This window comes from Salinisphaera japonica YTM-1, assembly GCF_003788585.1.
In the GTDB taxonomy this organism is placed as follows: Bacteria; Pseudomonadota; Gammaproteobacteria; order Nevskiales; family Salinisphaeraceae; genus Salinisphaera; species Salinisphaera japonica.
The window spans coordinates 26,484-39,562 of record NZ_AYKG01000003.1 but is presented as its reverse complement, the minus strand read 5'-3'; the positions used below and the strand labels follow the sequence as shown (position 1 = coordinate 39,562).

The 13,079-nt window shown below is 63.8% G+C and carries 16 protein-coding genes; 7 read left to right on the top strand and 9 right to left on the bottom strand.

Going from position 1 to position 13,079, the window contains the following annotated elements:
* The first annotated feature begins 44 nt into the window (after positions 1-44).
* The 4 genes from def to SAJA_RS01865 all read left to right on the top strand — a co-directional run bounded on the left by def (position 45) and on the right by SAJA_RS01865 (position 3,414).
* Positions 45-548, top strand: a complete 504-nt coding sequence (gene def, locus SAJA_RS01880; protein ID WP_123656966.1) for a peptide deformylase — start codon at positions 45-47, stop codon at positions 546-548.
* Positions 548-1,474, top strand: coding sequence for a methionyl-tRNA formyltransferase (gene fmt, locus SAJA_RS01875; protein WP_123656965.1), 927 nt, complete (start codon positions 548-550; stop codon positions 1,472-1,474). The genes def and fmt overlap by 1 nt, the downstream gene beginning before the upstream one ends.
* Positions 1,464-2,771, top strand: coding sequence for a 16S rRNA (cytosine(967)-C(5))-methyltransferase RsmB (rsmB, locus tag SAJA_RS01870; protein ID WP_123656964.1), 1,308 nt, complete (start codon positions 1,464-1,466; stop codon positions 2,769-2,771). The genes fmt and rsmB overlap by 11 nt, the downstream gene beginning before the upstream one ends.
* A gap of 76 nt (positions 2,772-2,847) precedes the next feature.
* A complete protein-coding gene (locus SAJA_RS01865) occupies positions 2,848-3,414 on the top strand; it encodes a type 1 glutamine amidotransferase domain-containing protein (protein ID WP_123656963.1) in 567 nt (188 codons plus the stop codon).
* Positions 3,415-4,323: 909 nt separating this feature from the next.
* Here SAJA_RS01865 and hisF read toward each other — a convergent pair.
* The 9 genes from hisF to trkA all read right to left on the bottom strand — a co-directional run bounded on the left by hisF (position 4,324) and on the right by trkA (position 11,857).
* Entirely contained in the window at positions 4,324-5,109 is a 786-nt protein-coding gene (gene hisF, locus SAJA_RS01860; protein ID WP_123656962.1) for an imidazole glycerol phosphate synthase subunit HisF, read from the bottom strand.
* Positions 5,110-5,114: 5 nt separating this feature from the next.
* The gene (gene hisA, locus SAJA_RS01855) at positions 5,115-5,870 is read right to left on the bottom strand and encodes a 1-(5-phosphoribosyl)-5-[(5-phosphoribosylamino)methylideneamino]imidazole-4-carboxamide isomerase (RefSeq protein WP_123656961.1); all 756 of its coding nucleotides are present in this window, start codon (positions 5,868-5,870) and stop codon (positions 5,115-5,117) included.
* Positions 5,871-5,928: 58 nt separating this feature from the next.
* On the bottom strand, positions 5,929-6,576 hold the full coding sequence (gene hisH, locus SAJA_RS01850) for an imidazole glycerol phosphate synthase subunit HisH (protein ID WP_123656960.1): 648 nt from the start codon (positions 6,574-6,576) through the stop codon (positions 5,929-5,931).
* Positions 6,576-7,169, bottom strand: a complete 594-nt coding sequence (gene hisB, locus SAJA_RS01845; RefSeq protein WP_123656959.1) for an imidazoleglycerol-phosphate dehydratase HisB — start codon at positions 7,167-7,169, stop codon at positions 6,576-6,578. Before hisB ends, hisH begins: the two co-directional genes overlap by 1 nt.
* Before the next feature lie 83 nt (positions 7,170-7,252).
* Positions 7,253-7,690: a D-aminoacyl-tRNA deacylase gene (gene dtd, locus SAJA_RS01840; RefSeq protein WP_123656958.1), complete on the bottom strand. Its 438-nt coding sequence runs from the start codon at positions 7,688-7,690 to the stop codon at positions 7,253-7,255.
* On the bottom strand, positions 7,687-8,637 hold the full coding sequence (locus SAJA_RS01835; RefSeq protein ID WP_123656957.1) for a homoserine kinase: 951 nt from the start codon (positions 8,635-8,637) through the stop codon (positions 7,687-7,689). The genes dtd and SAJA_RS01835 overlap by 4 nt, the downstream gene beginning before the upstream one ends.
* The gene (locus SAJA_RS01830; RefSeq protein WP_281272391.1) at positions 8,637-8,951 is read right to left on the bottom strand and encodes a tetratricopeptide repeat protein; all 315 of its coding nucleotides are present in this window, start codon (positions 8,949-8,951) and stop codon (positions 8,637-8,639) included. The genes SAJA_RS01835 and SAJA_RS01830 overlap by 1 nt, the downstream gene beginning before the upstream one ends.
* A gap of 38 nt (positions 8,952-8,989) precedes the next feature.
* Positions 8,990-10,462 carry a TrkH family potassium uptake protein gene (locus SAJA_RS01825; protein ID WP_123656955.1) on the bottom strand — a complete coding sequence of 491 codons (1,473 nt, stop codon included), beginning with the start codon at positions 10,460-10,462 and terminating at the stop codon, positions 8,990-8,992.
* A 15-nt stretch (positions 10,463-10,477) separates the two neighbouring features.
* Complete coding sequence (gene trkA, locus SAJA_RS01820; RefSeq protein WP_123656954.1) at positions 10,478-11,857, bottom strand: Trk system potassium transporter TrkA; 1,380 nt, start codon at positions 11,855-11,857, stop codon at positions 10,478-10,480.
* 162 nt (positions 11,858-12,019) lie between these two features.
* Between trkA and hisI the strand changes: the two genes are divergently transcribed.
* From hisI to tatA, 3 genes are read left to right on the top strand one after another with little or no spacing between them, the layout of a single operon-like run.
* Positions 12,020-12,424, top strand: coding sequence for a phosphoribosyl-AMP cyclohydrolase (gene hisI, locus SAJA_RS01815; RefSeq protein WP_123656953.1), 405 nt, complete (start codon positions 12,020-12,022; stop codon positions 12,422-12,424).
* A 7-nt stretch (positions 12,425-12,431) separates the two neighbouring features.
* Complete coding sequence (locus SAJA_RS01810) at positions 12,432-12,785, top strand: phosphoribosyl-ATP diphosphatase (protein ID WP_123656952.1); 354 nt, start codon at positions 12,432-12,434, stop codon at positions 12,783-12,785.
* 9 nt (positions 12,786-12,794) lie between these two features.
* Positions 12,795-13,058 (top strand): twin-arginine translocase TatA/TatE family subunit, encoded by a 264-nt coding sequence (tatA, locus tag SAJA_RS15510; RefSeq protein WP_425471629.1) that lies wholly within the window; start codon positions 12,795-12,797, stop codon positions 13,056-13,058.
* Positions 13,059-13,079: the final 21 nt, after the last annotated feature.

Below are 13,079 nucleotides of genomic sequence, written 5' to 3'. Positions count from 1 at the left end.
GAATGGCCCCGCCTTTTCAACCCCCATGCAACAGCCGACAGCGTATGGCGATTCTCGAGATTTTGCATTTCCCCGATCCGCGACTGCGGGAGACCACCGAAGAAATCACGGTCTTCGACGACGCGCTATCGCGCTTTGTCGACGACATGTTCGAGACCATGTACGACGCCCCGGGCGTGGGCCTGGCCGCGACCCAGGTCGGCGACATGCGTCGGGTTGCCGTCATGGACTGCTCGGAGGACAAGAACGAGCGCATCGTGATGTGCAACCCGCGCATCCTCTGGACCGAGGATGAACAAACCGTCGATGAAGGCTGTCTGTCCGTGCCCGATCATTATGATCGCGTCACGCGGGCCACGCGTCTGGGCTTTGCCGCGCAGGATCGCGACGGCACGGCTTATGAGATGACCGCCGAGGGCCTGCTGGCCCAGTGCGTGCAGCACGAATTGGCCCATCTCGACGGCGGCCTGTATATCGACAAGCTCTCCCGGCTCAAGCGCGAGCGTATCCGGCGCAAGATGGCCAAGACCGCCAAGCGCGCTACGTGATGCGTATCGTGTTCGCCGGTACGCCGGATTTCGCCGTGCCCACGCTCGATGCCATCGCCGCCAGCGAGCATGACCTGGTTGGCGTGCTCACCCAGCCCGATCGCGGCGCCGGGCGCGGGCGCCGGGTGACCTACTCACCGGTCAAACGCCGGGCGCTGGAGCACGGCGTGGCCGTCGAGCAGCCCGAGACGTTCAAGAAAAACGCCGAGGCACGCGCGGCACTGGCTGCCTGGGCGCCCGACGTGCTCGTGGTGGTGGCTTACGGGCTGATCCTGCCGAAATCGGTTCTCGCCTTGCCGACACACGGCTGTCTGAACGTGCATGCCTCGATTCTGCCGCGCTGGCGCGGGGCCGCGCCCATCGCCCGGGCGATCGAGGCCGGTGACCGTGAAACCGGTGTCACCATCATGCAGATGGCCGCAGGGCTGGACACCGGCGACATGCTGGCCGTGCACAAGACGCCGATCACCGAGGCCACGACCGCGGGCACGCTGCATGACACGCTGGCCGAGCAGGGCGCCGCAGCACTCGTGGATGTGCTGAACCGGCTGGGCGGGCTGCCAGCCACGCCCCAGAACGACACACAGGCGACCTATGCCCGCATGCTGGATAAACAAGAGGCCGTGATCGACTGGCAACAGCCCGCTGCGATCATCGCTCGATTGGTACGAGCCTTCGTGCCCTGGCCGGTCGCGCACGCCTCGCTGGCCGGCCAGAACATCCGTTTCTGGCAGGCCACAGCACTCGAGACGCCCAGCGACGGCGTCCCGGGCGAGGTCGTCGCGGCCGATCGTCAGGGCATCGATATCGCCACCGGCGATGGCATCCTGCGCGTGGCAGAGCTCCAGCTGCCCGGCAAGCGCCGCATGGCCGCGCGCGATGCCGTCAACGGGCGCAATTGGGTAGGGCAACGTTTTGGCACGTGAAACAAGTGCAGGGGCGCGGCCGCGCGTATTGGCTGCACGGGCCGTATCGGCCGTTATCGATCAAGGGCGCAGCCTGGACGCCGCGTTGGCGGATTGGCCGGTGGATCTCGTGGGCGCCGATCTGGCCCTGGCCCGTATGCTGGCCTACGGCACGCTGCGCGAGCATCGCCGGCTGGGCGCGCTTCTGGCGCCGCGGTTGAAGAAAGCGCCCCAGCCGTTGCTCGCCGCACTCCTGCACGTCGGTGTCTTCCAGCTGGAGGCGACCCGGGTGCCCGCGCATGCCGCCGTACATGCCACGGTGGCCGCGACCAAGGCGCTGGGGCTTGGCGGGGCACGCGGCATGGTCAATGCCGTGCTGCGCGGGCATCAACGCGCCCCGGCCCCGATTGCCGCCGATGATGCCGCCCTGATTCACAGCTATCCCGACTGGCTGGCCGAGCATATCGGGGCTGACTGGGCCACGGACGCGGCGGCCGTTCTGGCCGCCGGTAACCAGCGCGCCCCCATGCAGCTGCGTGTCAATGCCCGTCGTGCCACGCGTGAGGCGCTGCTGGCCGAGTATGCCGAGGCCGGCATAAAAGCCACGACCATGCCGGCCTGTCGTGACGGCATCTGCCTGGACGAACCTATGGCGGCCGACAAGCTGCCGGGATTTGTCGAAGGCCGTGTCTCGATTCAGGACGGCGCTGCCCAGCTGGCCGCCGATCTCGTGGCCCCGCGCGACGGTGATCGGGTGCTGGATGCCTGTGCCGCGCCCGGGAACAAGAGTGCTCACCTGCTCGAACGCGCCGATATCGCCCTCACCGCGCTGGATATCGATGACACACGGCTGTCTACATTGGACAACACGCTGGCCCGTCTCGGCCTGGCTGCCGATAGCCGCGTGGGAGACGCCGCTCGGCCACAGGCCTGGTGGGATGGCGCGTCTTATGACCGGATCCTGCTGGATGCGCCCTGTAGTGGCACGGGCGTGATCCGACGCCACCCGGATATCAAGTGGCTGCGCCGGGCATCCGATATCGATGCGGCCAGCGCACGCCAGGCCGCACTGCTGGCTGCACTCTGGTCAACGCTGGCCCCCGGCGGGCGACTGGTCTATGCCACCTGCTCGATTCTGGCCGCCGAGGGCGACGGCCTGATCGATGCGTTTGTCGCTGAGACGCCCGAGGCCGCGGTCGTGCCAATCGACGCCGACTGGGGGCAGGCTACCGCACACGGACGACGTATCGCCCCGGGCGATCACGGCTTCGACGGTTTCTATTATGCCGTGCTGGAGAAAACGACCGGCTCTCCGTAACTTCCCGGATTTGAAAGATCGGGCTGGGCCACCACATTGTCTGGGTATTGCAATGAATGCCCAAGGAGGCAATGTCATGGCAGGTGAACTGCAAGGCAAGAAAATCGCATTTCTGGTGACGGACGGCTTCGAACAGATCGAGCTGACCCGTCCGTGGCAAGACATCAAGGATGCCGGCGCCGAGGTCGAGCTGATTTCGCTGAAATCCGGCGAGATTCAGGGCATGAACGCCGATATCAACAAGGGCGACACGTTCAAGGTCGACAAGACCGTGGACGAGGTCTCGGCCTCGGATTATCACGGCTTGGTGCTGCCGGGTGGCGTCGTCAACCCCGATGCGCTGCGCGTCAATGACAAGGCCGTAACCTTCGTGCGGGACTTCTTCGCCCAGCACAAACCGGTCGCCGCGATCTGTCACGCGCCGATCATGTTGATCGAGGCCAACGTGCTGGACGGGCGCACCGTGACGTCCTTCCCGTCGATCAAGACCGATATCCAGAATGCCGGCGGCAACTGGGTCGATCAGGAAATGGTCTGCGACGAGGGCCTGGTCACCAGCCGTACCCCGGATGATCTGGATGCGTTCTGTGCCAAGGCGATTGAAGAATTCGCCGAAGGCAAGCACGAAGACCAGACGACCTAAAAACCGGTCGCCCCCTGACCGCGTTGAAAAGCCCGGACTTCGGTTCGGGCTTTTTTCGTTTGGGAGAAGGGGGTTTTCTCTATCCGCAGATTGCACAGATTTCGCGGCCGGCGCTTGAGTCGTTATGGCCGCGGGGCGCTTCTCACGCGTTGCCTGCGTTCTGCGAGGTTTTTATCCGCAGATGGACGCAGATTACGCAGATGGCGGTCGAATGAAGGGGCCGTAGCGGCTGAACAGGCGCCACGGCTTTATATGCTCGTTGTCAGCTCTTTGAACAATAGAAAAAGAGGGGCTGTGGCGCGCGAGGGTTCGTGGCGGGTACCCGAGTCAAGCAAGGACCCGTATCAAAGTACGAAGCCGGAAAGTCCCGTGTGGCCATTATCGAATGTCCAACAACGACGCGATCAATGGCGGCGCCCGCACCAGCCTTTCCGACTGATCAGCCGACCGCCACCTGCGTCATCTGCGGACAAAACCCAGCGGAAGGTGGCTGCGAGCAGAGAAGCGCCCCTATCGCCGCAACGACTCAAAGGCCGACCGCAAAAATCTGTGCAATCTGCGAAATCTGCGGATAAAAACCAAGCAATTCAACGTACGCAGCAAGAACAGCCCCGCGCACCCAGCATCACATAGCCAACAATGACGCGATCAACCGTGGCGCCCGCCTCAGCCGCTACGACACGCCCGCCGACCGCCATCTGCGTAATCTGCGTTCATCTGCGGATAAAAACCTCGCAGAACGAAGGCGCGAAATCGAAAGCGCCCCGCGGCCATAACGACTCAAAGGCCGACCGCAAAATCTGTGCAATCTGCGAAATCTGCGGATAAAAAACCAAGCAATTCAACGTACGCAGCAAGAAAAGCCCACTCAACCATTCGCGCGTATTCGTGTTCCTAGCCGACCATGAATCAGCGGATGGTCGCATCCCGTACGACCACGCCCCGGTCGGCCAGGTAGTTCTTGGCCTGTTGGATGGTGTAAGTGCCGAAGTGAAAGATCGAGGCGGCCAGGACGGCATCGGCGCGGCCGTCGACCAGGCCGTTGTAGAGATCATCCAGATCGCCCACGCCGCCGGAGGCGATCACGGGCACGGCCACGGCGTCGGACACGGCCCGGGTGAGCTTGATATCAAAGCCGGATTTGGTGCCGTCGCGATCCATGCTGGTCAACAGCACTTCGCCGGCGCCCAGTTCGACGAGCTTCTGGGCCCAGCCGATGGCCTCGATGCCCGTGGATTTGCGCCCGCCGTGGGTGAAGATCTCGTAGCGCGGCTCTTCGTCTTTTTTGGCCGCGTTTTTCACATCCAGCGCGACCACGATGCACTGGCTGCCGTAGCGATAAGCCGCCTCGGCCACGAACTCGGGGTTCGAGATGGCCGCCGTGTTGATCGAAACCTTGTCCGCGCCGGCCGAGAGCAGACGCCGGACATCGGGCAGGCTGCGTACGCCGCCGCCCACGGTCAGCGGGATGAAGACTTCGCCAGCGACTTTCTCGACGACCTCCATCAGCGTGCCGCGATCCTCGTTCGAGGCGGTGATATCCAGAAACACCAGCTCGTCGGCGCCCTGCTGGTCATAGCGACGGGCGATTTCCACCGGGTCGCCGGCGTCCTGGATCTCCAGGAACTTGACGCCCTTGACGACCCGGCCCTTGTCGATATCCAGGCAGGGGATGATGCGCTTGGCAAGAGACACGTAATTCAGGCTCCGGAGGCGTTTTGCTTGCGCGCGTTGACCCGCTCGCGGGCCGCGGTGAAATCGAGCGTGCCTTCATAGATGGCGCGGCCGATGACCGCACCGGCCACGCCGTCGTCCTCGGCGGTCAGAAGCGCTTCGATATCGTCCATGTTGGTCACTCCGCCCGAGGCGATGACGGGAATGGTCAGCTCGGCGGCGAGTGCGCGCGTAGCCTCGACGTTCAAGCCCTGCATCATGCCGTCACGGCTGATGTCGGTATGGATGATGGCCACCACGCCGTCTTGTTCGTACTGCTGGGCCAGATCGGCCACGGTGTGATTGGACAGCTTCGACCAGCCGTCGGTGGCCACCATGCCGTCCTTGGCATCCAGGCCCACGATGATGCGCCCGGGGAACTCTACGCCCACGTCGGACACAAAGTGCGGCTCCGAGACCGCACGCGTGCCCAGGATCACGAATTCCACGCCGCGATCCAGATAGGTCTCGATGGCGGCCTCGTCGCGAATGCCGCCGCCGACCTGGACCGGGATGGCGCCGGCGGCGTCGACGATCTCGCCGATCACGCGATGATTGACCGGATGGCCGGCCTTGGCGCCGTCGAGATCGACCACGTGGATACGATCCGCGCCGGCGTCGATCCAGCGCCGGGCCACGGCGACCGGGTCGGCGTCAAAGACGGTGACATCGTTATCCATATCGCCCTGACGCAGACGCACGCAGGACCCGTTCTTGATATCGATAGCAGGGATGAGTAGCACGCCGTGACTCCTCGTTAGCTGACGGCTGGTTGACAGCGCAATACGCGCCCGAATACGACTAGTAGGCCTGACCGTCCCATTCCAGGAAGTTGGCCAGCAACTGCAGGCCCGCCGATTGGCTCTTTTCCGGATGGAACTGTACCGCGAACGTGTTCTCGCGCAGGATCACCGAGGCAAACTGCACGCCATACTGGGTCGTACCGGCGATATGGCGAGCCTCGTCGGGCACCACGTGATAGCTGTGCACGAAATAGAACCACGAATCCGGGGCGATATCCTTCCACAGGGGATGATGCCGTTCCTGGCGGACCTGATTCCAGCCCATGTGCGGGATCTTGCGCCGGGTGCCGTCCGGTTGGGCATCCGGCTCGGCGAATTTCACCGTGTTGCCCGGAAATGCGCCCAGACAATCCACCCCGCCCGATTCCTCGGAGTGGGCCATCAGGGCCTCGATGCCCAGGCATACGCCCATCAAGGGTTTCTGGCCCAGCACGTCGGCCAGCATGGCATCCAGCTCCAGGCGGTGCAGCTCGTCCATGCAGTGGCCGATCGCGCCCACGCCGGGCAGTACCAGCCGGTCCATGCGGGCCAGGGCATCCGGGTCGAAGCTGACCTCGATCTGCTCGTCGGAGGCGACATAGCGCAGCGCCTTGGCAATCGAGTGCAGATTGCCCATGCCGTAGTCGATGATGCCGACGGTGGCCATTACAGGTGCTCCTTCGTGGAGGGCAGGGCATCCATGGCCCGCTCGTCACGGGCCACGGCGCCGCGCAGTGCGCGTCCGAAGGCCTTGAACAGGGTCTCGGCGATGTGATGCGCGTTGGCCCCGGCCAGATTATCCATATGCAGGGTCATGGCTGCACCGGCGGCCACGCCGCCAAAGAACTCGCGCACCAGTTCGGTATCGAAGGTGCCGATCTTTTCAGCGGTGAAATCAGCCCGAAAGAACAGGCCCGGCCGGCCCGAGAAATCGATGACCACACGCGACAGGGCTTCATCCAGCGGCACGTAGGCATGGCCGTAGCGCATGATGCCGCGCTTGTCGCCCAGTGCCTCGCGCAGCGCCTGGCCCAGCACGATGCCCACATCCTCGACGGTGTGGTGATCATCGATATGCAGATCCCCATTGGCCGACACGCTCAGATCGATCAGCGCGTGGCGGGCGATCTGATGCAGCATGTGCTCGAAAAAGCCGACGCCGGTGGCGGCTTCGAATACGCCCGCGCCGTCGAGATCGAGCTCGACGCGGATATCGGTTTCGGCAGTGCGACGTTCGATCGTCGCGCGACGCGCTGTCATGACAACCCTGATTGGCCCCTAGCGGACAGCCGATGATACGCACTTGCCCAATCGATGGCGAGCAATAGAAATTCGGGCTTCAATCAGCTCGTCAGCCAGAACGTGACGGGGCCATCGTTGATCAGCCCGACCTGCATATCCGCGCCGAAACGCCCCGTGGCCACGGCCTCGTGGCGTGCGCTCAGGGCCGAGACGAAATCATCAAACAGCCCGCGTGCCCGCGCCGGCGGGCAGGCGCCGGAAAAACCGGGCCGATTGCCGCGTGCGGTATCGGCGGCCAGGGTGAATTGCGGCACGGCGAGTACCGCGTGGCCGGCATCCCGTACGCCGATATTCATGCGTCCGTTATCGTCGCCGAAGACCCGGTACGCCAGGATACGCTCGGCCAGGCGCGCTGCGCGCTCGGGTGTATCGTCGGGCACGGCACAGACCAGGGCCACGAGCCCGGCGCCGATTTCGGCCACGCGCGCATCGTCGATATCGACCCAGGCATGACGGGCGCGCTGGATGAGCCCGATCATGGCAGCGTCAGGCCCGGGGGATCATCGCGATAGGCCAGCAGCAAGTGCTTGAACGGCGCCGGGTCGTGAATTTTCACGTCCGGCCCGCCCATCGGAAAATAAGCATCGATCAGGCGCGAGACCCAGAATCGCAGAGCCACGGCCCGCAGCATGGCCGGCCAGGCCGCTATTTCGGCCTCGGTCAGCGGGCGCCGCCGTGTGTAAGCCGCCAGAAATGCCTGCCAGTGGGCCGCAAGGAATTCGCCGTCGCGCCAGGCCCAGTCGCTACAGATGCCGGCCAGGTCGAAAAGCAGGCATTCGTGGCAGGCGTAGTAGAAATCGATGACGCCGGCGACCCGATCGCCGCGGAACAGCACGTTGTCACGAAACAGATCGGCGTGGATCACCGCGCGGGGCAGATCGTTGAAATGCTTCTCCGTGGCCTGGCGCTGAAACTCGATTTCTTCGACCAGCAGGCGGCAGTCATCGGCCGGCAGGGCCTCGAACAGCCGTACGGCGGCGGCGTCGATCCAGGTCAGATCGCGCGGGTTGGCCTGGCGAGCCGTGAAGCCGCCCACGCCGCGATGCATTTCTGCCACTACGCCGCCCAGCGCCCGGCACTGCTCGGGTGAAGGCATCTGCGTGCTGGCTCCTTCCAAACGATAAACCAACGCAGCGGGCTTGCCCTGCACGCTCGAGAGAAAGCCGCCGTCGTTGCGCGCCACGGGGTGCGCGCCCGGCACCCCGTGGGCAGCCAGATGATCCATCAGCTGCATGAAAAACGGCAGCTCAACCGGATCTGATTGCTCAAACAGCGTGAGCACCCAGCGGCCCAACGTGGTGTCGACGAAATAATTGGTATTGGTCACACCGGCTGAGATGCCTTGATGATCTTCCAGCTCGCCGATGGCGTAATCAGCAAGCAGAGCGCGCAGATCGTGTTCGGTGACCCGGGTATAGACCGACATCAGCCAGTCTGCTTGGCGGCGCGTTTGGCAAAGACCTGCATCTCGCGGGCGGCCTGATTATCGCCGTTGTCCTGGGCGACCTGAACGCCCCGGGCCAGAATATCCACGGCTTGTTGGTAGCGCTCGGCCTCCAGGAGCACCCGGCCATAAAGTTTCCAGGCCGCGGAATAGCTGGGATCCTGAGCCACGGCCTCGGCCAGGTGGTTCAGGGCCGCGTCGAGTTCGCCGTCGCGGTGGAGCAGTTCGCCGAGGGTGAACCGGGCCAGCGGGGTGTCCCGGCCGGCATCGATCATGGCTTGTAGTTGGTCGCGCATTGACATGAATCGGAGTGTAGAGCGTTTGAAACGGTGCGTCAGCGACGCCAGAAGGCCGGGGTGAGAATGACCAGCAGGGTGAAGACCTCGAGCCGGCCGAGCAGCATCGACAGGCACAGCGTCCACTTGCCGGCGGCCGGAATACTGGCCATGTTGGACGAGACCTCGCCCAGCCCCGGGCCGATGTTATTGATCGTGGCCGCCACGGCTGAGAACGCAGTCAGCTCGGACAAGCCGGTCGACAGCAGAATCAGGAACATCAGCACAAACACGGTCACATAGACCGCGAAAAAGCCCCAAACCGCCTGCACAACGCGATCAGGAATGACCTTCTGACCCATCTTGATCGGAATTTCGGCGTTGGGGTGCACCAGCCGGCTGATCTCGCGCACGCCCTGCTTGGCCAGCAAAATCGAGCGCACGACCTTCATGCCGCCCGTGGTTGAGCCGGCACAGCCGCCGACAAAGCCCCCGAGCAACAAGAACATCGGCAGAAAACTGGGCCAGATCGAGTAATCGGTGGTGGTGAAGCCGGTCGTGGTACCGATCGAGAGCACTTGGAACAACGATTTGATGACCGCATCGCCCAGGCCGACATAAGTGCCGGCGACCATGAGCACGACGGTGGCGATCGTGGTGGCCGCCAGAATCATGATCACGAAGGTCCGGGTCTCCGAGTCGCGCCAGTAGATACGCGGATCGGCGTTGCGCCAGACCATGAAATGCATGCCGAAGCTCACCGAGCCGGCGAGCATCGAGATGATCGCCACCAGTTCGATGGCCGCGCTGCCGTGATAACCCAGAGAGAGATCGTGGTTGGCAAAGCCGCCGGTAGCGATCGAGGAGAACGCGTTACCCACGGCATCGAACACGCTGGTGCCCGCGGCCCAGAACAACAGCGCGGAGATCAGCGTCAACGAGACATACAGATACCACAGCGCCTTGGCGGTCTCGCGGATACGCGGGGTGAGCTTCGAGTCCTTGATCGGCCCCGGGGTTTCGGCGCGATAGAGCTGCATGCCACCCACGCCCAGCATGGGCAGCACGGCCACTGCCAGCACGATGATGCCCATGCCGCCCATCCAGTGCAGCAGCACGCGCCAGAACAGGATGGCGTGGGGCAGGGTGTCCAGGCCCACCAGCACCGTGGCCCCGGTGGTCGTCAGGCCCGAGACGGCCTCGAAGGTGGCCTCGGTGAAGCTCATGTCCGGACGCACGGCCAGCCACAGCGGAATGGCCCCGAACAACGACAGCACCATCCAGAACAGCACCACCACGAGAAAACCGTCGCGGATCTTCAGCTCACGACGCACCTGACGCGTGGGCGCCCAGGCCATGAAGCCGGTGGCCAGCGTGACCGCGAAGCCGATCACAAACGCGGCCAGCTCGCCGTCGCCGTAGAGCGCGCCCACGGCCACGGGCAAGAGCATGGACACCGAAAAGATCATCAGCAGGATGCCCAGCACCCGCTGGACACCGGCATAGCGATAGTTGAACTCGCCGTCGATCATGGGGCGGGGCAGCGCTCAGACATACGACACGCCGACCTGGAAGAGCTGCTCCACGGCCGGGGTGTAGCGTTTGTCGATGATGAAGATCATCACATGATCGCCGGATTCGATGACGGTGTCGTGGTGGGCGATGATGACCTCCTCACCGCGCGCAATGGCGCCGATCGAGGCCCCGGGCGGCAGTTTGATCTCATCCAGACGCCGGCCGACCACACGTGAATTGCCCCGCTCGCCGTGGGCGATCGCTTCGATGGCCTCGGCCGCCCCGCGACGCAGGGTGTGTGCGCGCACCACGTCGCCGCGCCGGACATGGGCCAGCAGGGCCGAGATCGTCGATTGCTTGGGCGAGATGGCGATATCGATCTGGGTGCCCGAGGACTCGATCAGATCCACATAGGCCAGGCGATTGATCAACGACATGGCCTTGCGGGCGCCCAGGCGTTTGGCCAGCATCGCCGACAGGATATTGGCTTCATCGTCATCGGTGACCGAGCAGAACACATCGATCGATTCGATGTTCTCCTCGCGCAGCAGGGTCTCGTTGGCGGCATCGCCCTTGAGCACGATCGCGCGGTTGACGCGCTCGGACAGCCAGGCCGCGCGCTCCGGGTTGTGTTCGATCACCTTGACCTGGCACTGGTTTTCCAGCGCACGGGCCAGGCGTGTGCCGATATTGCCGCCGCCGGCCAGCATCACACGCTTGACCGGGCGATCGATCTTGCGCAGCTCGCCGATCACCTGCTTGATATCACGGCGTGCGGCCACGAAGAAGACTTCGTCGTCGGCCTCGATGACCGTATCGCCTTCAGGGATCAGCGGTTTGCCGCGCCGATAGATCGCGACCACGCGCGTATCCACGTTCGGGATATGCGTGCGGATCGTGGCCAGTTCGTTACCCACCAACGGGCCGCCGTAATACGCCTTGACGCCCACCACCTGCACGCGCCCACCGGCGAAATCCACCACCTGCAACGCGCCGGGATACTGGATCAGGCGTTTGATGTAGTCGGTGACCAGCTGCTCCGGGCTGATCGACATATCGATCGGTATCGCATCCTGATGGAACAGCCGGTCCTCGATCAGATACTCCGAGGAGCGGATACGCGCGATCTTGGTCGGCGTATGAAACAGGGTATAGGCGATCTGGCAGGCCACCATGTTGATCTCATCGACCGCAGTGACGGCGATGATCATATCGGCATCGTTGGCGCCGGCATCGCGCAGCACGGCCGGGTGCGCGGCATAGCCGTGCACCGCCCGGATATCCAGGCGATCCTGCAAGGGCCGGAGCAACGATTGATTGGTATCGACGACGGTGACGTCGTTGGCCTCGTGCGCCAGATTCTCGGCGAGCGTGGCCCCGACTTCACCGGCCCCCAGGATGATGATCTTCATGCGCGGCAACAGTAGGCGCTGTTGGCGTATCGTACAAGCACGGGCCGTGTGCGCCCGGCGGGCGCACACGGCCCGTGACCCGCAGGCGCACCGGCCTGCGCGACACCGCGACAAGGCGTAGGATGACGCGCCATTTGAAACATCCCGTCAAAGACACGCTCGATGAACGATCAAGACACGACGGCCTGGCTGGATCAGATCGCCTGGAACGCCCAGGGGCTGGCCCCGGTGATCACCCAGGCGGCTGATACGAAGCGCGTGCTGACCCTGGCCTGGATGAATCGTGAATCGCTGGCCGCGACCGTGGCCTCCGGTTATGCCACATACTGGTCACGTTCGCGGTCCAAGCTATGGCGCAAGGGCGAAACCTCGGGCAATCTGCAACGCATCGTCTCCATCGCCCTGGACTGCGACGCCGACGCGCTGCTGCTCCAGGTCGAGCAGATGGGTGGCGTGGCCTGTCATACCGGGCGGGAATCCTGTTTCTATCGGGTGCTCGACAAAGGCACCTGGCAGGCCGATGAGCCGGTGATCACTGACCCCGAACAAATGTATGGCAAATCGTGAGTCCGATATGAAACCACCGTCCGGGCAGGATATATTCGCCGTACTCGATCGGGCATTGGCCGAGCGCAGCCAGGCCGATGCGGCTAAAAGCTATACCGCGTCGCTGTATGCCGGTGGCACGGAAAAGATCTGCGCGAAAATCAGCGAAGAGGCCGACGAGGTTGTCGAGGCCGCCGCAGAAAACGACGACAACCATGTCGTGCACGAAATCGCGGATTTATGGTTTCACTGTATGGTGTTATTACAATCACGCGGCTTGAACGCTCAGGCGGTACAAGACGAACTCGCACGCCGATTCGGCGTATCCGGCCATGATGAAAAGGCCGCACGACACGGCGGCGGCGAAAGCCGCCACGACTAGCTGGAGGAAATCATGCTCAGCGGTATCAGTATCTGGCAGCTCCTGATCGTTCTGGCGATCGTTCTACTTCTGTTTGGCTCCAAGCGCCTGCGCAACCTCGGCCCGGATCTGGGCTCGGCGCTCAAGGGCTTTCGTTCGGCGATCAAGGACGAAGACAAGGATAAGGACAAGACCGAAGACGACGATGACCCACAGGTCGTCGAGCACGCCAATCGCGATCGGGCCGATTCCGAAACGCACGATCGCCAGCGCTCGAACACCCCGCGCGATTGAGCCGCGCGCACCTGCGACGAT